Source organism: Pseudomonas sp. SAS7 (assembly GCF_052112345.1).
GTDB classification, from domain to species: Bacteria; Pseudomonadota; Gammaproteobacteria; order Pseudomonadales; family Pseudomonadaceae; genus Aquipseudomonas; species Aquipseudomonas putida_Q.
This window is the reverse complement of the sequence record NZ_JBEGGO010000005.1, coordinates 171,204-191,039: the sequence shown is the minus strand read 5'-3', so window position 1 is coordinate 191,039 and position 19,836 is coordinate 171,204. Positions and strand designations below refer to the sequence as shown.

Sequence of the window (19,836 nt, the reverse complement as noted above, 5' to 3'; positions counted from 1 at the left end):
AGGTGAGCGGCTGCCCCAATTGCACGGTTGTATAGACCTGTAGCGGCATCCAGCCCCCGTAATTGCTTGCTTTGCCATATGTCATCCGCGTTTCAAGCTGGCGCGTTCTGGGCCTATAATGGAGCCCTTTTCGCCCAATGATTTTGCGGAGCTGGTGATGGTCGAACGTAAGGCTTCCGTCGAGCGCAATACCCTGGAAACCCAGGTCAAGTGCTCGATCAACCTCGATGGCAGTGGCAAGGCCCGATTCGATATCGGTGTGCCTTTCCTTGAACACATGCTGGACCAGATTGCCCGCCATGGGCTGATCGATCTGGATATCGAGTGCAAGGGTGACCTGCATATCGACGATCACCATACCGTCGAGGACGTCGGTATTACCCTGGGCATGGCATTCGCCCAGGCCATCGGTGACAAGAAGGGTATCTTCCGTTACGGCCACGCCTACGTGCCGCTGGACGAAGCGCTGTCGCGCGTGGTCATCGACTTCTCCGGCCGCCCAGGCCTGCAGATGCACGTGCCGTATACCCGTGCCAGCGTTGGCGGCTTCGATGTCGACCTGTTCCAGGAGTTCTTCCAGGGCTTCGTCAACCACGCACTGGTAACCCTGCACATTGACAACCTGCGTGGCCACAACACCCACCACCAGATCGAAACCGTGTTCAAGGCATTCGGCCGCGCGCTGCGCATGGCTGTCACCCTCGACGAGCGCATGGCCGGGCAGATGCCGTCGACCAAAGGGTGCCTGTAAATGCAGACGGTAGCCGTAATCGACTATGGCATGGGCAACCTGCACTCGGTGGCCAAGGCGCTCGAACACGTCGGTGCCGGCAAGGTGCTGGTCACCAGCGACGCTGCTGTCATCCGTGAAGCTGACCGCGTGGTATTCCCGGGTGTGGGCGCGATCCGCGACTGCATGGCCGAAATCCGCCGCCTGGGCTTCGACAGCCTGGTGCGCGAAGTGAGCCAGGACCGCCCGTTTCTCGGTATCTGCGTGGGCATGCAGGCGCTGCTTGAACACAGCGAGGAAAACGCCGGTGTCGACTGCATCGGCATGTTCCCGGGCCAGGTGCGCTTCTTCGGCAAAGACCTGCAAGAAGACGGCGAGCACCTGAAGGTGCCGCACATGGGCTGGAACGAAGTCAGCCAGACCATCCACCACCCGCTGTGGCATGACATCCCCGACCAGGCGCGTTTCTACTTCGTGCACAGCTACTACATCAATGCCGGCAAGCCGGGCCAGGTAGTCGGCCGCGGCCACTATGGCGTCGATTTCGCCGCTGCGCTGGCGGACGGCTCGCGCTTTGCCGTGCAGTTCCACCCGGAGAAGAGCCATACCCATGGCCTGCAGTTGCTGCAGAACTTCGTCGCCTGGGACGGGCGCTGGTAAATGAGCAGGTCGAAAGCCAAGGCCCCGGTCATCACGCTGGCCCCCGAGCAGGAGCGCGATGCGCTCGACACGCTCAAGCGCTTCCTCGAAGACCGTTTCGAGCTGGAGCTGGGGTCGTTCGAGGTGGCCGAGGTACTTGAGCTGTTCAGCAAAGAAATTGCACCCCTTTACTACAACAGGGCGATTGCCGATGTTCAGCTGCACCTCAAGGAGCGGTTCGAGAGCATCGAAAGCGATCTGTGGGCGCTCGAAAAGCCCTGAAACCCCAAGAAGAGACAGGTTCCCAAGATGCTGATTATCCCCGCTATCGATCTGAAGGACGGTGCTTGCGTGCGCCTGCGCCAGGGCCGCATGGAAGACTCCACGGTATTTTCCGACGACCCGGTGAGCATGGCCGCCAAGTGGGTTGAGGGGGGCTGCCGCCGCCTGCACCTGGTCGACCTCAACGGCGCCTTCGAAGGCCAGCCGGTCAACGGTGAAGTGGTTACCGCCATTGCCAAACGCTACCCGACCCTGCCGATCCAGATCGGCGGTGGCATCCGTTCGCTGGAAACCATCGAGCACTACGTCAAGGCTGGCGTCAGCTACGTGATCATCGGCACCAAGGCGGTCAAGCAGCCAGAGTTCGTGGCAGAAGCGTGCAAGGCCTTCCCGGGCAAGGTCATCGTTGGCCTGGATGCCAAGGACGGCTTCGTCGCCACCGACGGCTGGGCCGAAGTGAGCACCGTGCAGGTCATCGACCTGGCCAAGCGTTTCGAGGCCGATGGCGTCTCGGCGATCGTCTACACCGACATTGCCAAGGACGGCATGATGCAGGGCTGCAACGTGCCTTTCACCAAGGCACTGGCTGAAGCCACCCGCATTCCGGTGATCGCCTCGGGCGGCATCCACAACCTGGGCGACATCAAGGCCCTGCTGGACGCCAAGGCACCCGGCATCATCGGCGCCATCACCGGCCGTGCCATCTACGAAGGCACCCTCGATGTCGCCGAGGCCCAGGCCTTCTGCGACAACTACCAAGGCTGAGGACTGAACCATGGCACTGGCCAAGCGCATCATCCCTTGCCTGGACGTGGACAACGGCCGGGTGGTCAAGGGCGTCAAGTTCGAGAACATCCGTGATGCCGGCGACCCGGTGGAAATTGCCCGTCGCTACAACGAGCAGGGTGCCGACGAAATCACCTTCCTCGACATCACCGCCAGCGTCGATGGCCGCGACACCACCCTGCATACCGTCGAGCGCATGGCCAGCCAGGTGTTCATCCCGCTGACCGTGGGCGGTGGCGTGCGCACCGTGCAGGACATTCGCAACCTGCTCAACGCCGGTGCCGACAAGGTTTCGATCAACACGGCTGCGGTGTTCAACCCGGAGTTTGTGGGCGAGGCGGCGGACCGTTTCGGTTCGCAGTGCATCGTTGTCGCCATCGATGCCAAGAAGGTGTCCGCGCCAGGTGAAACGCCGCGCTGGGAAATCTTCACCCACGGCGGGCGCAAGCCGACCGGGCTGGATGCAGTCGAGTGGGCGAAGAAGATGGAAGGCCTGGGCGCTGGCGAGATCCTGCTGACCAGCATGGACCAGGACGGCATGAAGAACGGCTTCGACCTGGGTGTTACCCGCGCCATCAGTGATGCGCTGGGCATTCCGGTGATTGCTTCGGGGGGTGTGGGTAACCTGCAGCACCTGGCTGACGGCATTCTGGAAGGGCATGCCAGCGCGGTGCTGGCGGCCAGTATCTTCCACTTTGGCGAGTACACGGTGCCGGAGGCCAAGGCCTACATGGCATCGCGCGGTATCGTCGTTCGCTGACAGATTGCCGGGAGGGCTTGCCCTCCATTCGCAGCACAAGGCTGCTCCTACAGGGATACGCATTCCCATGTAGGAGCAGCCTTGTGCTGCGAATGGCCCGCAAAGCGGGCCCCGGGGCATCACCCGTGGTTCTTGCCGAGCAACGCGTGATACAGCTCGGTATCCCCAAGAATCCCCACCACCCTGTCGTTATCCTGCAACACCAGCTTGTTGCCGGTCTGGTAACGAATCTGTAGCGCCTCGCGCATGCCGATGTCGGCGTGCACCACGGTCGGCCTGCGCTCCAGCAGCTCCACATCCTGCCCCGGTGCCCAGTTCTGCATGTCCAGCCCGTTCTGGCCCTGGCGTGCACGCTTGAGCGCGCCGCCTTCGCCCAGGTCCAGCCACGAATCGATACCCGGGTCCAGGCACACCGAGCCATTGACCCGCTTGCAGTTGTCCAGGCTGCGCATCAGGCTGCGGCCGCACAGCACGTTCAGCGGGTTGGTGTGGGCGACGAAGGTACGCACGTACTCGTCGGCCGGGTTGAGCACGATCTCCTCCGGCTTGCTGTACTGGATGATCCGCCCGTCCTTCATGATCGCAATGCGGGTACCCAGCTTTAGTGCCTCGTCCAGGTCGTGGCTGACGAACACGATGGTCTTGCTCAGCTTGGCCTGCAGGCCCAGCAGCTCGTCTTGCAGGCCCTGGCGGATCAGCGGATCCAGTGCCGAGAACGGTTCGTCCATCAGCAGGATGTCGGCATCCATCGCCAGCGCCCGGGCCAGGCCCACGCGTTGCTGCATGCCGCCCGACAGCTCGTCCGGCTTCTTGTTGCGCCACTGGGTCAGGCCCACCAGCTCAAGCTTCTCGTCCACCAGCTTGCGCCGTTCCTTTTCAGGGCGGCCCTGCATTTCCAGGCCAAAGCTGATGTTCTCGCGCACCGTCAGCCAGGGCATCAGGGCAAACTTCTGGAACACCATGGCAATGCGCTTGGTGCGCATCATTTTCAGTTCGGCCGGGCTGCAGTGGGCAATGTCGATGTGCTTGCCTTCGTGCTCGACAAACAGCTTGCCGCGGCTGACGGTGTTGAGGCCGTTGATGCAGCGCAGCAGGCTCGATTTGCCCGAGCCGGACAAGCCCATCAGCACGCAGATCTCACCCTTGTTGATATCAAGGTTGGCCTTTTCGACGCCGACCACCAGGCCAGTCTGCTTGAGGATCTGTTCGCGGGTCTTGCCCTGGTCCAGCAGCGACAGTGCCTCGCGCGGCTTGTTGGAGAAAATGACGTCGACGTCTTCGAAACGAATGATGCTCATGCCTCACCCCTTACCGGCAGTTCCGGTTGCTTGCAGATACGGTCGAGCATGATTGCCAGCAGCACGATCGCCAGGCCCGCTTCGAAGCCCAGGGAAATATCGGCGGTGTTCAGTGCGTTGACCACAGGTTTGCCCAGGCCGTCGGCGCCCACCAGGGCGGCGATCACCACCATCGACAGCGACAGCATGATGCACTGGGTGACGCCGGCGGCGATGCTTGGCATCGCATGCGGCAGTTCGATACGGGTGAGCAGTTGGCGCCGCGAGCAGCCAAAGGCCTTGCCGGCGTCCATCAGCTCCTGCGGGACGTCGCAGATGCCCAGGTAGGTGAGGCGGATTGGCGCCGCAATGGCGAACACCACCGTAGAGATCAGCCCCGGTACCACGCCCAGGCCGAACAGGGTCAGGGTAGGGATCAGGTAGACGAAGGTGGGCACCGTCTGCATCAGGTCGAGTACCGGGCGCATGGCGGTATAGAACATCGGTTTGTGCGCAGCGAGGATGCCCAGCGGCACGCCAATCACCACGCACACCACCGTGGCGAAGGTCACCTGCGCCAGGGTTTCCATGGTTTCCTGCCAGTAACCCAGGTTGAAGATAAGCAGGAATGACAGGGCAACGAATGCGGTCAGCCCCCACTTGCGCTGGATCAGGTGCGCCAGGCCGGCGAACAGGGCGATGAGGACGAAAGGGTTGAACCAGGTCAGGGCACTGGTGACGCCATGGATCATGAATTCCAGGCCTTGCGCGATGGCGTCGAAGTAATTCGCGCCGTTCTGGGTCAGCCACTCGACGAACGACGCGATGTACTGGCCCAGGGGTATTTTCTGATCGATAAGCATGATAGCGAGCTTCCACCTGCATAGATTGAAATCAACCCGGGGCAGGCACGGTCCTGCCCCGAGGTAGCGCTATTGCGTGGTTCGTTATTGCGCCAGCTTGGCCTTGGCCGCCTCAAGGCCGGGTTTGCCATCAACAGTGGTAACGCCGGCAAGCCAGGTGTCCAGCTTGCCGGGGTTGTCTTTGAGCCACTTCTTGGCGGCTGCTTCGGGTTTCATCTTGTCGTCCAGGACATAGCCCATCATGGTGCTTTCATCCTTGAGCTCGAACGACAGGTTCTTGAGCAGTTGGCCAACGTTGCTGCATTCCTGCGCGTAGCCCTTGCGGGTATTGGTCAATACGGTCGCCTTGCCGAAATCGGGGCCGAAGAACTCATCCCCGCCGGTCAGGTACTGCATCTTGAAGCGGGTGTTCATCGGGTGCGGTTCCCAGCCCAGGAACACGACCGACTCGCCACGTTTCTGCGCGCGGTCGACCTGCGACAGCATGCCGGCCTCGCTCGATTGCACAATCTTGAAACCGGCGTCCTTCAGGCCGAAGGCGTTCTTGTCGATCATGCTCTGGATGGTGCGGTTGCCATCGTTGCCAGGTTCGATGCCGTAGATCTTGCCGTCCAGTTCCTGCTTGAACTTGGGAATGTCGGCGAAATCTTTCAGGCCCTTGTCGTACAGCGCCTGGGGCACGGCCAAGGTGTACTTGGCGTTTTCCAGGTTGGCGCGCACCGTTTCCACGGTGCCGGCGTCGCGGTACTGCTTGATGTCGTTCTCCATGGTCGGCATCCAGTTGCCGAGAAACACGTCCAGGTCCTTGCCGGTGGCCAGCGACTTGTAGGTCACCGGTACCGAGATCATGGTGGTGTGGGTCTTGTAACCCAGGGCTTCGAGCACAACGCTGGTGGTCGCGGTCGTGACTGTGATGTCGGTCCAGCCGACATCGGAGAAACGTACCGTCTGACACTGCTCGGGTTCGGCGGCCTGGGCCAGCAAGGGCGTGGACAGCAACGCAACCAGCAACAGCGAGGGTGAACCTTTCATGGATGGACTCCTGAGATATTGTCTTCGGGTTCGCGTGGGTCGCCGGGCTTTCTGAGGGTCCGGTCGACCAGGCCTGCAGAGGGCAGGATGCGTGGCCGTGCTTTACGAGTCGCTTTCGATAATCCTCCAGCGCCGGGCAATCGCCTACTGGTAGGGTCGTATCCAGTACGGAACGGGTCGTATCCAGTAAGGGCGATGTCGCTTATGGGTTTATCCACCCCCTCGGCCGCATTTTTGCGTCACCTGGCCGCCGGAAAGCGGCGTGGCGAGGGCCGCTCGTTGAGCAAAAACAGCGCGGCGCGGCTGGACAAAAGTACGTCGGTTGCAGACGGCGAGGGGTGCGGTAAAAGCCCGATGATGCTGGCATTCAAGGCGGCCCGCTGTTTGAGCCTAGCAGCTGCCCCGCCCTGCGCATGGCGCGCAGAGACAAGCCCAGCAAGAGGTGATTCGACAATGGCCATCAGCGTGTTCGACCTGTTCAAGATCGGTGTCGGGCCCTCCAGCTCCCACACCGTCGGCCCCATGCGTGCTGGCGCCCTGTTTGTTCAGGGCCTGCGCGAACGCGGCGAGCTGGAACGTGTGAAACGGATCGAGGTGCGCCTGTATGGCTCGCTGTCGGCCACCGGTATCGGTCACGGCACCGACAACGCCACCATCATGGGCCTGATGGGCGAGTGGCCTGACGCCATTGACCCGACCCAGATCGTGCCGCGTATTGCCGACCTGCGCGAAACCAACACCCTGCAGCTGGACAGCCGCCTGCCCATCGAATTCGTCTGGGCCCGCGACATGCTGCTGCTGGACGAAAACCTGCCGTACCACCCCAACGCCATGACCCTGGTTGCCGAAGGCGAGCAGGGCGAGTTGCACCGCGACACCTACTACTCGGTGGGTGGCGGTTTTGTGGTCGACGCTGCCCAGGCCGCCAGTGGCGTGCTGGATGCCGACCAGACGGTGCTGCCGTACGACTTCAACAGCGCCGCCGAACTGCTGCGCCTGTGCAAGCAAAACGACCTCAGCGTGTCGCAATTGATGATGGCCAACGAGAAGGTCTGGCGCAGCGAAGAAGAGATCCGCGCCGGCCTGCACAAGCTCTGGGAAGCCATGCAGGAATGCGTCAACAACGGCCTTAAATACGAAGGCACGCTGCCCGGCGGGCTGAACGTGCGCCGCCGCGCCGCCAAGCTGCACCGCAGCCTGCAAGAGATCGGCAAGCCCAACGTGATCGGCTCGACGATGAGCGCCATGGAGTGGGTCAACCTGTTCGCCCTGGCGGTCAACGAAGAGAACGCCGCCGGTGGCCGCATGGTTACCGCGCCCACCAATGGCGCGGCCGGCATCATTCCGGCAGTGCTGCACTATTACATGCGCTTCAGTGATGAGGTGAACGAGTCCAGCATTGTCGATTACTTCCTGGCTGCGGCTGCCGTGGGCATCCTGTGCAAGAAGAACGCGTCGATCTCCGGTGCCGAAGTGGGCTGCCAGGGTGAAGTCGGCTCAGCCTGCGCCATGGCCGCGGCGGGCCTTGCCGAAGTGCTCGGTGCCACCCCGCCACAGGTAGAGAACGCCGCCGAGATTGCCCTGGAGCACAACCTTGGCCTGACCTGCGACCCGGTCGGCGGGCTGGTGCAGGTGCCTTGCATCGAGCGCAACGCGATTGCTGCGGTAAAAGCCATCAACGCGGTGCAGATGGCGCTGCGCGGTGACGGCGAGCACTTCATTTCCCTCGACCAGGTGATCCGCACCATGCGCGATACCGGGGCCGACATGCACGACAAGTACAAAGAGACCTCGCGCGGTGGCCTGGCGGTCAGTGCCATCGAGTGCTGATGCGCTAACCTGGCTCTGCAGTCATCACGACGCCCCATCTTGGGGCGTTTGTGCTTGACCGGCCGTCAGATGTCGCGATGAGTGTGGGCATTGTCGGTGACACTTAAAAGTGTCGTTTCTGGGCAACCACCAAGGTACATGTCACCAAACTGCTCAGCAGTGACACGTAGCACGCCTAGCACGGCGGTTCCGGAAGCTCTGCCAGCTTGATGGAAGCCCCTGATTTGCCGAATGAAGGCGTCGTTTTCAGGTTTTTTTGGATAGCTGTTCAATTTCCGGCACGGCGTTTGCGTTGTGATTGGCATAAGCCCCGAACCGGGGGCCATAACAAAAATCAGTGCCCGCCTGAGGCACACCCTGCATTTGTGTGAGGAGAAATCGCGATGACGTCGTACACCTCCGGGAACCCAACCCAGAACCGCACAGCACCCCAGTCCATCGGGTTTCTTCTACTGGACAATTTCACCCTGATTTCCCTGGCATCGGCGGTCGAGCCGCTGCGCATGGCCAACCAGCTGTCCGGCCGCGAGCTGTACCGCTGGCACACCCTGACGGTGGACGGCGGCCAGGTCTGGGCCAGCGACGGCCTGCAGATCACCCCCGATGCTGCCATGCACAGCGCGCCGCCCATCGATACCGTGATCGTCTGCGGTGGCGTGGGCATCCAGCGCACTGTTACCCGTGAGCATGTCACCTGGCTGCAGGCCCAGGCCCGTCAGTCGCGCCGCCTTGGCGCGGTGTGTACCGGCAGCTGGGCCCTGGCCTGTGCCGGGCTGCTCGACGGTTTTGATTGCAGTGTGCACTGGGAGTGCCTGGCGGCCATGCAGGAGGCCTACCCGCGAGTGAACATGAGCACCCGCCTGTTCACCCTCGACCGTAACCGCTTCACCAGCTCCGGCGGCACTGCGCCGCTGGACATGATGTTGCACCTGATCAGCCGCGACCATGGCCGCGAGCTGTCGGCGGCCATTTCCGAGATGTTCGTCTACGAGCGCATCCGCAACGAGCAGGACCACCAGCGCGTGCCGCTCAAGCACATGCTGGGTACCAACCAGCCAAAGTTGCAGGAAATCGTCGCGCTGATGGAGGCCAACCTCGAAGAGCCGATCGACCTAGACGAACTGGCGGTGTACGTGTCGGTGTCGCGACGCCAGCTTGAGCGGCTGTTCCAGAAGTACCTGCACTGCTCGCCATCGCGCTACTACCTGAAGCTGCGCCTGATCCGTGCGCGGCAGTTGCTGAAGCAAACGCCGATGTCGATCATCGAGGTGGCGTCGGTGTGCGGCTTTGTGTCCACGCCGCACTTCTCCAAGTGCTACCGCGAGTACTTTGGCATTCCGCCGCGTGACGAGCGCGTGGGCTCCAACACCGCGCAGCAGGTAGCGATGATGCCGATCCCGCAGGCCATGACCCTGTCGCCGCACAGCGGGCCGATGGCGGCCCTGAGCCAGGCGCGCAACGAGTCGACCTTTGCCAGCGTAAGGCTCTGACACCGCGCCGCCTGCTTCGCGGGTAAACCCGCTCCCACAGGTGCATCACAAGTCTCGAAAACTGTGATTACCCTGTGGGAGCGGGTTCACCCGCGAAGAGGCCGGCACTGGCAATAAAAATGCACCTGTTGATAATGATTCTCGACTACAGGTAACATCGCCGCCCCCGAAACCCTCTGGCATACCCCTCCGTGGCGGACGAAAAACTCCAGCTCTACCTGGCCCACCGGGCGGCATTGCTTGACTATGCCGCGCCGATCGTCGGCTGCCGCGCCCGCGCCGAAGACGTGGTGCAGGAAGCGTGGCTGCGCTTCAGCCGCCAGCAGGAACATGCCGACATTCGCCACCCGGCCAGCTACCTGTACCGCATCGTGCGCAACCTGGCGCTCGACCAGACCCGCCGTACCGCCACCGAAAAAGCCCAACCCAACGGTGATGAGATTCTCGCCGAGCTGCCCTCGACCAGTGCGTCGCCCGAGCAGGCGGTCACCCAGCAAGATGAACTCAGCGCCATCAGCCGCGCCCTCGAGGAATTGCCCCAGCGCACCCGCGTCGCGTTCGAAATGCACCGCCTGGGCGGCCACACCCTGCAAGAGGTGGCCAGCCACCTGAATGTGTCCGTCAGCCTGGTGCACCAGCTGGTGCGCGATGCGCTGAGCCATTGCATGGCGCGCCTGGAGGATGACCTGTGAAAAAACGCGAGGCTGGTGCGTCCTTTGCCGAGCAGGGCAGCTCTGTGCGACCCTGCGCGCCCTTCAGCCCTCAGGAGACTTGCCCGGCATGACGTCCGCAGCCCCCCTATCCAGCCGCCGCGAGCAGGCCCTGGACTGGCTCCTGCGCCTGCAGCAGTCGCCTGACGACCCTCAGCTACGGAGTGAGTTCGAGCAATGGTGCGCCAGCGATACGGCCAACGCCCAGGCCTACCACAAGGCCGAACGGGTGTGGCAGCTCACCGGCCAGCTGGCGCCGACCACCACCCAACTGTGGCCCAAGGCCGAAGTGCTGCCGCTACCGGTCAAGCGCAAGCCCCGGCCGCGCTGGTGGCTGGGGGCGGGGGTGGCGGCCTGTTTATTGGTAGCTGTCGCGCCTTCCCTGAGCCTGCGCTTTCAGGCTGACTACCGCACCGCACAGGGCGAGACCCGCGACATCACCCTGGCTGATGGCAGCGTGGTGCAGCTGGACAGCGATACCGCCATCGCTGTGGACTACAGCGGCGATCATCGGGATGTGAAGCTGCTCGCCGGCCAGGCGTTTTTCGAGGTGAAGCCCGACAAGGCCAAGCCGTTCCATGTGCGTGCCGAGGATGTGCGGGTGACGGTGACCGGCACGGCGTTCAATGTCGAGCTGCGGCCTGGGCGGGTAGGGGTGGATGTGCAGCATGGCTCGGTACGGGTCGAAGACACTGCCGATGCGCAGGTGCTGGCTGCTGCACTGACGGCCGGGCAGCGGCTGCGGTATGTCGATGGTCGGGTGCAACTGCATGCCTTCGTGCCCACGCAAGCCGCCGCATGGCGGCAGGGGCAGCTGATTGCCGACGACCAGACAGTGGCCGAGCTGGTGCAGGCGCTGGCGCCGTATATGCCAGGCAAAGTGATGCTGCGTGACGATGCACTGGGTGCCAAGCGGGTGACGGGTGTGTATGACCTGCGCAAGCCCGAGGCGGCCTTGCGCGCAGTAATCCGGCCGCATGGTGGCGAGGTGCGTAGCTATGGGCCTTGGCTGTGGGTGTTGAGCAAACCTTGAAATTGCCGGGGCTGCTGCGCAGCCCATCGCCGGCAAGCCAGCTCCCACAAAGAGCGGCAGGTGCAGTACCTGTGGGAGCTGGCTTGCCGGCGATGAGGCCGGTACAGCAACCCCAATTCATTGTTTGAAAAATAATTTCCGAAATTTCTGAAAAATCCCCGCACTGCCCCGTCTTCTCCCCCGCGCGCAACAACTGATACCGATTCGTATTCTATTTTGCAGCCCGGCGATTGCCGGGGGTGGGGATGTGGGATGACTGAAACATCAAGCCGGAAGCCGCGCAGTGCGCGGGGTTGGTCGTTGCGCCTGAAGCATGTTGGCGGCGCGGGCATGTTGGGGCTGTGTGCCCTGCTGGATCAGCCGCCAGCCCATGCACAGACAGATGCTGAGCATGCCCAACTCACCCAGGTACATGCGTTCACCATCCCCAGCCAGGACCTGGCCATCGCCCTGATCACTTTTGGCCAGCAAAGCGGGCTGCAGGTCAGCGTCGACCCGGACCTGCTGGAGGGCCTGGAGTCCACCGCGGTCAGTGGCAACTTCAGCAGCGAGGCTGCACTGTCGCGATTGCTGCAAAGCAGTGGCATCACGTGGGAGTTCGAGGCGGGTACGTTCATCTTCCGCCTGTTGCACAGCGACGGCCAAGGCCCGCTGGAGTTGCACAACACCGTGGTGCTGGGGCAGACCGAAGAGAACAGCTACATGGGCGCTACGGTCATCGGCAGCAAGGCGATCAAAGCCTTCCCGGGCGCCAATGGCGACATCACCACACTGCTGCAGATGCACCCCAGCGTGCAATTCAGCACCCGCCAGCAAAACTCCAACACGCCGGGCGAAATTGCCCCGGCGGATATCAGCATCAACGGCGCCAAGTACTACCAGAACAACTTCATGATCGACGGGATCTCGATCAACAATGACCTCGACCCTGGCGCCCATGACTTCAACGATGTGCGCCAGTTCGACTCCACCCCCAGCCGCTCCCACGGTATTGCGCTGGATGCGGACTTGCTGCAGGAAGTGAAGGTCTACGACAGCAACGTGCCGGCCGAGTATGGTGGCTTCAACGGGGGTGTAGTCGATGCGATCACCCGCCGTCCTAGCAAGGATTTTCACGGCAAGCTCTCGTACGCCCTCAGCCGATCGGCGTGGACCCGCTACCACATCACCGAAGCCGATCAGGAAAACTTCGATCAGGCCTCGGACGAGCAGTACCAGCCAGAGTTCGAGAAAACCACCGTGCGCGGCATGCTCGAAGGCCACCTGACCGATGACTTCGGTGCCATCCTGGCGTTCTCGCAGAAACGCTCGGTGCTGCCACTGAACGCCTACTCGGACGGATACAGCAGCCCGACCGAAGCCAACCGCAAGGACCAGACCCGCGAACTGACCAACTACATGCTCAAGACCTACTGGAGCGTGAACGACCAGCTCAGCCTGGATTCATCCTTTGTCTACGGCCCAGGCGAGAACACCTACTTTCGCGCCAATCAGCGCAGCTCGGCCTTCGTGACCGAGGAGGGAGGGTATCAAGGCTCCATCAAGGCCACCTGGCTGGCCCCGAGTGCCACCTGGACCCACACCCTCGCGCTGACCAACCTGACCAGCTCGAGAGACTCGGAGCAGGATGACTACATCAAGTGGTACTACTCCGAAACCAAGAACTGGGGGCGGCCACTGAGCAACACCTCCAGCAGCGCAGAAGGCGGTTACGGGGACTTGGAGCAGACCCAGAAAGGTCTGGACTATGCAGTAAAAGCGCAGTGGCTGCCGTTCACCCTCGGAGGCGTGACGCATTCGCTGGTGACCGGGATCGACCTGTCCTACAAACGCGCTACCTGGGAGCGCCCCAGCGATGCCAGTAGTGTCACCACGTTCAAGCGTGACAGCGGGACCGCCTGTGGCAATGACCCTTATTGCTCTACAGGCCTGTTGCTGAATGGCAGCACCCGGCAATGGGCTTCGGCGATGAACGTTTACAAGGCAGCTGATATCAGCGTCGAAGAGAGCAAGTATGCGTTCTACCTTCAGGACACTTTGCAGCTCGGCAAGCTGAGCCTGCGGCCGGGCCTGCGGTTTGAAGGCGATGATTACATGGAACGCAAAACCATCGCCCCGCGCTTTGCCGGCGACTACGACTTTTTCGGCGACCGCTCGACCGTGCTGACCTTCGGTGCCAACCGCTACTACGGTCGCAACCTGTTCAAGATGCGTCTGAACGACGGTCGTGACCAGTACAACGTTCGCTACACACGGTCCAGCCAGGACTCGCCATGGGTGGAAGTGTCACGTGCGAAGAACGACACGCGTTTCTCGACCCTGAACATACCCTATGACGATGAACTGACCGTCGGTCTGGAACAAATCTGGCTCGATACCCTGTTCAAGCTCAAGTACGTGAACCGCAAAGGTCGCGACAAGATCGTGCGCTCGTACCACAGCGTCGAAGGCCTGCCGGAACTGGATGGCTATACCAGCAATTACTACATCTATACCAACCAGGGCGAAAGCAAGAGCGACACGGTGACGTTGGAAATCACCCCGCAGCAGCAGTTCAAGTTGCTGGGCAGCAGCACCAGCATGCAGTTCGCCGCAGGTTGGCAGCGGAGTGAGGACTCGTACACCGACTACGACTCGATCCTCAACAGCGAGGAATACGACGGCAATGCGGTGTTGTACGACGGCAAGCGTATGGACTTTGTGCAACTGCCGCCAAACAACTTCAACCGCCCATGGACCGCACGGCTGACGACCATTACCGAGATCCCCGCCTGGCACATGAGCATCAGCAACTTCCTGCGTTTTCGCAGCAAGTACAAGCAGATCATCGATACCGGGCGCACGGTCGACCTCGATGACGAAACCCTTAGCGTGTACGAGGCCGCAGCGGTTGGCAGCGCCATGACCTGGGACATGCAGGTGTACTGGGAGCTGCCTACGGCCAAGGACCAGGCCGTGTTTGCCTCGGTCGACATCACCAACGTCGCCGACAAGATCAACCCCACCGTCAGTTCCGGCAGCCAGGCCGTGACCCGCTACGAAGTCGGCCGCCAGTACTGGCTGGAAGTCGGCTACCGCTTCTGACCCTATAAAAACCGTGGATACCCTGATGAAAAAGCTCATCGCGGGCCTGCTCGGCCCGCTGTTGCTCGGCGCCTGCGCGTCGATACCTGAACCCGACGCACCCTTGCCCTGGGACCGCCAGGTTATCCAGGGCAAGCTGGCCAACGGGCTTGCCTACCGGCTGGTGCGTGAAACTGCGCAGCCTGGGCGGCTGGACCTGCGTTTGACCGTCAAGGCCGGTTCGGTCGACGAGGCAGACGACCAGGTTGGCGTTGCCCACATGGTCGAGCATCTGGCCTTTCACAGCCGCGCCGGCCGCCAGCAAAACCTGCGCCAGCGCATGACCGACCTGGGCTGGGTGCAGGGCCGGCACTTCAATGCCGTGACCAACTACGAACGCACCCAGTACCTGATTGGCCCACCCGCTGGCGTGCGCCAGGCGCCACAGGCATTGCAGGCCCTGGCCGACCTGGCGTTCGCCCGTGACTACAACGCCCAGGACCTGGAGCGCGAACGGCCCATCGTGATCGAGGAATGGCGCGGCGGCCTGGGCGTGGCCCAACGCATGAACGAGCAGCGCACTGCCTCGCAGCGGGTGGGCTCGCGCTACCCCGGGCACCGCACCATCGGCAACGAAGCGGCGATCCGCTCGGCCAGCCTGCAGAACCTGCAAGCCTTCCAGAACCGCTGGTACCTGCCCAACAACATGGTGCTGTCGGCAGTTGGCGATTTCGACCCCGAGGCCATGCGCGCCCAGATCGAGCAGGCCTTCGGCGGGGCCAAGGCGGGCCAAGTGCCGGGCCGAGAGCAACGGGAGCTGCTGCTGGACGACAAGCTGAAAGTGTTCCGCCTGCAGGACCCGCAATCGGGCAGCAACCAGGTAGCGATGCTGTTCCGCTTGCATGAGCCGGATAGCCGCGGCACCACCCGCGCCGCATTGCGCGAGCGACTTATCGACCGCATGACCCTCGCCGCCATGCTCGACAGCCTGCGTCGCCAACCGCAAGCGGCCGGGGTACGCAGCCTTACCGCGCAGAAAACCCTGATCGGTGAGCACTCCACCGTGCTTGGTATCGCCGCAGGCGTCGAGGGCCAGGCTCACGACCAAGCGCTGCAGCAACTACTGACCGAGATCGAGCGCCTGCGCCAGCACGGTTTCAGCGAAACGGACCTGCAACGCGAGCGCGAGCATATCCACGCGCTGGGCGAAAAGACCCTGGCCAAGCAAGACCCGCGCACCTTCGAGCAGTGGGTGGAACAACTCAACAATGCCGCCGTGCAGGGTAATGCCGTCACCGAGCGGCATGCCACTGCTGCGCGCTATCTGGAAGTGCTGGGGAACATCTCGCGTGATGACCTGAACGACCGCCTGCGTCGCTGGCTGGCCAGCCCTGACCGGGTATTGCAGGTGAGCGCGGCGGGCAACTCCGTAGTTGCCTTGCCGAACGTGGCGCAGGTTGAGGCGCGGCAAGTCGAACTGGCCGGCAGATCGCTTACGCCACCCGTGCAGACAGCGCCGGAAATCGCTTCGGCACCCATCCTGAAAATGCCCGCTGCGCCACCCGCTGCCGCTATCGTTGCGCGCAAGACCTTCCCGGAACAGCACGTGGAACATTGGCGCCTGAGCAACGGGGATCGCCTGGTCTGGCTCAAGCGCAATGGCCCGGACGGCAAATGGCTGCTGCAAGCCGACTCGTCAGCAGGCTACTCCCTTGAGGGCGTACCGGTCTGGCGCCTGCAAATGGCTGCGCAGCTTGGTGCCCGCAGCGGCCTGCCGGGTATGGACCCAGAGGCACTGGCCACATGGCGCCAGACGCAACGCGCCACGCTCAGCCTCGATCATCAGCCCCAGCGTTTGACGCTCAACCTTGGCGCCGAACCTGAACACTTGCTGGCGCTAATGCAAAGCTACCGCACGAGTCAGTTGGCCAGCGTAGACCAGGCGCTGTTCACCCAGTCCCGTGACGAATTGCTGCAACGTCTGCGCAGCCGACCGGATGACGTGCGCGGGGTGCAGGAAAGCCGCCAGCGTGTGCTCAAGTACGGTGTGGACCACTGGCAGTCGCCGGATACCCGCGCCCTCGAACAATTGACCGCCGAACAGCTGACTGCCGACTGGAAGCTTTTGGCCGGTGCGCCGGTGACCTATTACCTGATGGCGGATACGGCGCCGGAACCGCTGGAAAAAATGGTCCGTGAAATGCTCGCGACCCTCCCGCGCAATTCTTCGCTGGCCAGCCAGCAGGCCTTGCAGCAGCCCGGCCAGCGCCGTGAGGACCTGGCCATCGCACTGGAACCGCGTGTGGTGTTGCAGGCCAGCAGCTTCCAGCCGCAAGCCTGGAGCCCGGAGGCGGCGGTGCGGGTATCGGTGTTGCGCGACCTGGCCAACCAGCGGCTGAAGGCGCAGTTGCGTGGCGAGGCCTCGGGTGTATACCGCCTGCGTTTCGACAGCGAGCTGAATGCCGATACGCAGCGTGTCGAGAGCAGCCTCAGCTTCACCTGCGACGCGGCCCGGGCCGATGAGCTGTGGGCCATGGCGCAGAATACCCTCGCCAGCCTGCAGCCAGATGCCGAGTGGCTGGTGGCCGAGCGCCGTGAGCTGCTGCGCCAGGAGAGCAAACGCCGCGAAGACCCGCAAACCCAGTTCAAGCGCCTGGTCCTCAGCGACCGCCGCTGGCACGACCCACGCTACCTGCAGACCCAGGCACAGTTGCCTGCGGCACTGACCCTGCCGGAGCTGCAACAACAGGCACGGCAGCTGTTCCCACGGGGCAACCAGGTGCAGTTGCGCCTGTTGCCCTCTGCTGCGGCGCTGGAGCAGGCACTGTGAAAACCCTGCGCACCTTCTACCGCCTCAGCCGCCCGTTCTGGCACGACCGTGGGCAATGGCTGGCCTGGCTCATGCTGGCGGCGGTGATCGGCCTGGGGTTGCTGGTGGTGCAGATCAACGTGCTGATCAACAGCTGGAGCAAGGTCTTCTACGACACTCTGGCCGCGTTCGACACCACGGGGCTGTACGGCCTGGTCGGCGAGTACGCGCTGTATCTGGGTAGCTATGTGCTGATCGTCGTGGCCATGGACTACATCCGCAAAGGGCTGGAGCTGCGCTGGCGCCAGGCGATGACCGGGCGCCTGACCGATGCCTGGCTGGCCGATCAGGCCTTCTACCGCCTGGGGCTGACTGGCGAGCCAGACAACCCCGACCAGCGCATTGCCCAGGACATCGACCTGATGGTCGGCTTGAGTATCGAGCTAGTGGCCTCGCTGGTGATCAACCTGGCGCAGGTCGGCGCGTTCATGGTGATCCTTTGGAACCTGTCGGGGGTGCAAACCTTCAGCCTGTTGGGCGAGACATTCACGGTTCACGGCTACCTGGTGTGGATCGTGCTGGGCTACACGTTGGCCGGCAGCTGGGTGACACACCTGATCGGCAAGCCACTGCATGCGTTGAATTATGAGCGTGAACACCGCGAAGCGGACTTTCGTGCCAGCCTGCTGCGCAAGCGCGACCATGCCGAACAGATTGCGCTGTACCGCGGCGAGGCGGTCGAGCGCGAGCACCTGGCCGAGCGCTTTCGCGCCATCGCCGACAACTGGCGGCAGCTGATGGGGCGTGAACGCAATCTCAGCCTGTTCACCGTCTCTTACGAACGCTTGAGCCTGATCATCCCGGTGTTTGCCGCCTTGCCAGCCTTCATGGCCAAGGCCATCACCCTGGGTGGGCTGATGCAGATCCGCAGTGCCTTCAACGCGGTGCACGGCTCGCTCAGCTGGTTCATCAAGCTTTATCACAAGCTGGTGCGCTGGAGCGCTGCATTGCAGCGGCTGGAACAGTTCGAGCAAGCGATTGCAGCCAGCCGCGGGCAGGCAATTACTGCTGCAAAGGGTGACTGCCTGTGCACAAGCGGGCTGACGCTTTGCCGGCCGGATGGCAGTGCCATGCTGCGCGACCTAGACCTGCAAGCAGGGCAGGGCCGGTGGTTACGGCTGAGTGGGCGCAGTGGGGTTGGCAAGTCGACTTTGCTGCGCACCTTGCAGGGGCTTTGGCCCTACTGCCTGGGCGAGTGGCAGCTGCCACCGGGGCGCAGCTTGCTGCTGCCGCAGAAGCCCTACATGCCGCACATGAGCCTGCGCGCGTTACTGGCTTATCCACAGGTGCAGTCGATAGACGACGTGCAGTTGATCGGTGTGCTGGGCAAGGTGGGGCTGGGAGCCCTGGTTGGGCAACTGGACAAGCAGGCTGAGTGGGAACGCGTGCTCTCCGGCGGGGAGCAGCAGCGGTTGAGCCTGGCGCGGGCGTTGCTGTACCGGCCGGATACCTTGTACCTGGATGAGGCGACCAGCCAGCTGGATCTGGGCAGTGCCCGGGGTTTGCTGGAAATGCTCAGGCGGGAGTTGCCGGGGTGTACGGTGGTGGGGGTGACACACCAGGAGGGGCTGGCAAGGCTGTTTGACCGGACTGCAGAACTGGAGAAGGTGGCCGAGCCTGTGTAAGGCAGGCCTGGCCCTTTCGCGGGGCAAGCCCGCTCCTACAGGTACTGCACAGGCCTTGGGCTTTGTGTAATTCCTGTAAGGCAGGCCTGGCCCTATCGCCGGCAAGCCAGCTCCTACAGATACTGCACAGGCCTCGGCCTTGAATAATTCCTGTGGGAGCTGGCTTGCTGGCGATAGGGCCAGTACAGGAAAAATGAATCAGGCCCGCTTGTTGAAACTCGCCAGCGCTGGCAACAGCTGTTTGTCTATGGCCTGGCGCACCGCCGGCAGAATCGTCGCACTCCCGGTATACATCTGCTCGACCATACCCTTCAGCGCCCGCGCATTAGGCTCTGTCAGCCCACGCACCACCGCTTCGCAAGCCTGCTCGGCACTGGCGCCCGCCGGAATCTCGAACCCGCGTGCGCGCAGGTGGCCTGCCAGGTCGTCCTGATCAATCAAATCCGCATGCATCATGGCTGTTGTCCCTTTTATCGCTAAGAGAGTGCTGCTGTGATTTACGACCGATTCTGTGACGACCGCGACATGCCCGCAACAACAACATGTCGCCATGACTGCTTTGGCTAAGAACAGGTCGTTTACGGCTAAATCGCCAACCCGGCAAGCCCGCACACTGAAGCCATTCACGGTACCAGAGGGTTTGGTCACCCTCGCTCATGCACAGTGGATGTTGCTCGCTCTTGGCCCCGGATGCTCACGGCTTTCCGGGGTTATTTTTTTGGGGAACGCTGCTGCGACATGACCTGTTCATCCATCCACCTGGTATTTCTGCCAGCTGACAGGCTAGTTCATTTTTGATGTTCTACTGCAAGTATCTCCGATGAGGTACATCCTTTGCCTGCGGAGC

The 19,836-nt window shown here is 62.7% G+C and carries 16 protein-coding genes; 12 read left to right on the top strand and 4 right to left on the bottom strand.

Annotation, left to right across the window (positions count from 1 at the left end):
• Window positions 1–157 precede the first annotated feature (157 nt).
• From hisB to hisF, 5 genes are read left to right on the top strand one after another with little or no spacing between them, the layout of a single operon-like run.
• On the top strand, window positions 158–751 hold the full coding sequence (gene hisB / locus ABI582_RS10530; protein WP_023532883.1) for an imidazoleglycerol-phosphate dehydratase HisB: 594 nt from the start codon (window positions 158–160) through the stop codon (window positions 749–751).
• Window positions 752–1,390 (top strand): imidazole glycerol phosphate synthase subunit HisH, encoded by a 639-nt coding sequence (hisH, locus tag ABI582_RS10525; RefSeq protein ID WP_016497603.1) that lies wholly within the window; start codon window positions 752–754, stop codon window positions 1,388–1,390. It begins immediately after the preceding gene.
• Window positions 1,391–1,651 (top strand): DUF2164 domain-containing protein, encoded by a 261-nt coding sequence (locus ABI582_RS10520; protein ID WP_043203968.1) that lies wholly within the window; start codon window positions 1,391–1,393, stop codon window positions 1,649–1,651.
• Between the two features lie 27 nt (window positions 1,652–1,678).
• A complete protein-coding gene (hisA, locus tag ABI582_RS10515; RefSeq protein ID WP_016484508.1) occupies window positions 1,679–2,416 on the top strand; it encodes a 1-(5-phosphoribosyl)-5-[(5-phosphoribosylamino)methylideneamino]imidazole-4-carboxamide isomerase in 738 nt (245 codons plus the stop codon).
• A gap of 10 nt (window positions 2,417–2,426) precedes the next feature.
• A complete protein-coding gene (gene hisF / locus ABI582_RS10510; protein ID WP_027594274.1) occupies window positions 2,427–3,197 on the top strand; it encodes an imidazole glycerol phosphate synthase subunit HisF in 771 nt (256 codons plus the stop codon).
• A 119-nt stretch (window positions 3,198–3,316) separates the two neighbouring features.
• Here the strand turns inward: hisF and choV are convergent, their stop codons facing one another.
• From choV to ABI582_RS10495, 3 genes are all read right to left on the bottom strand, one after another.
• Complete coding sequence (gene choV / locus ABI582_RS10505; RefSeq protein WP_012270095.1) at window positions 3,317–4,495, bottom strand: choline ABC transporter ATP-binding protein; 1,179 nt, start codon at window positions 4,493–4,495, stop codon at window positions 3,317–3,319.
• A complete protein-coding gene (choW, locus tag ABI582_RS10500; RefSeq protein WP_169725175.1) occupies window positions 4,492–5,340 on the bottom strand; it encodes a choline ABC transporter permease subunit in 849 nt (282 codons plus the stop codon). Before choW ends, choV begins: the two co-directional genes overlap by 4 nt.
• Before the next feature lie 81 nt (window positions 5,341–5,421).
• The gene (locus ABI582_RS10495; protein WP_063423977.1) at window positions 5,422–6,369 is read right to left on the bottom strand and encodes a choline ABC transporter substrate-binding protein; all 948 of its coding nucleotides are present in this window, start codon (window positions 6,367–6,369) and stop codon (window positions 5,422–5,424) included.
• A gap of 453 nt (window positions 6,370–6,822) precedes the next feature.
• Here ABI582_RS10495 and ABI582_RS10490 point away from each other — a divergent pair, with 453 nt between their 5' ends.
• The 7 genes from ABI582_RS10490 to ABI582_RS10460 all read left to right on the top strand — a co-directional run bounded on the left by ABI582_RS10490 (window position 6,823) and on the right by ABI582_RS10460 (window position 18,989).
• Window positions 6,823–8,199 carry an L-serine ammonia-lyase gene (locus ABI582_RS10490; protein WP_259139819.1) on the top strand — a complete coding sequence of 459 codons (1,377 nt, stop codon included), beginning with the start codon at window positions 6,823–6,825 and terminating at the stop codon, window positions 8,197–8,199.
• 383 nt (window positions 8,200–8,582) lie between these two features.
• The gene (locus ABI582_RS10485; RefSeq protein ID WP_085625951.1) at window positions 8,583–9,689 is read left to right on the top strand and encodes a GlxA family transcriptional regulator; all 1,107 of its coding nucleotides are present in this window, start codon (window positions 8,583–8,585) and stop codon (window positions 9,687–9,689) included.
• A gap of 191 nt (window positions 9,690–9,880) precedes the next feature.
• Window positions 9,881–10,381 carry a sigma-70 family RNA polymerase sigma factor gene (locus ABI582_RS10480; RefSeq protein WP_442119140.1) on the top strand — a complete coding sequence of 167 codons (501 nt, stop codon included), beginning with the start codon at window positions 9,881–9,883 and terminating at the stop codon, window positions 10,379–10,381.
• Between the two features lie 88 nt (window positions 10,382–10,469).
• Entirely contained in the window at window positions 10,470–11,432 is a 963-nt protein-coding gene (locus tag ABI582_RS10475; RefSeq protein ID WP_442119139.1) for a FecR family protein, read from the top strand.
• Between the two features lie 252 nt (window positions 11,433–11,684).
• A complete protein-coding gene (locus tag ABI582_RS10470) occupies window positions 11,685–14,516 on the top strand; it encodes a secretin and TonB N-terminal domain-containing protein (RefSeq protein WP_442119138.1) in 2,832 nt (943 codons plus the stop codon).
• A gap of 25 nt (window positions 14,517–14,541) precedes the next feature.
• On the top strand, window positions 14,542–17,325 hold the full coding sequence (locus tag ABI582_RS10465; protein WP_442119137.1) for an insulinase family protein: 2,784 nt from the start codon (window positions 14,542–14,544) through the stop codon (window positions 17,323–17,325).
• The gene (locus ABI582_RS10460) at window positions 17,322–18,989 is read left to right on the top strand and encodes an ABC transporter ATP-binding protein/permease (protein WP_442119136.1); all 1,668 of its coding nucleotides are present in this window, start codon (window positions 17,322–17,324) and stop codon (window positions 18,987–18,989) included. Before ABI582_RS10465 ends, ABI582_RS10460 begins: the two co-directional genes overlap by 4 nt.
• 198 nt (window positions 18,990–19,187) lie before the next feature.
• Here the strand turns inward: ABI582_RS10460 and ABI582_RS10455 are convergent, their stop codons facing one another.
• Window positions 19,188–19,445 (bottom strand): hypothetical protein, encoded by a 258-nt coding sequence (locus ABI582_RS10455; RefSeq protein WP_012316666.1) that lies wholly within the window; start codon window positions 19,443–19,445, stop codon window positions 19,188–19,190.
• Window positions 19,446–19,836 lie beyond the last annotated feature (391 nt).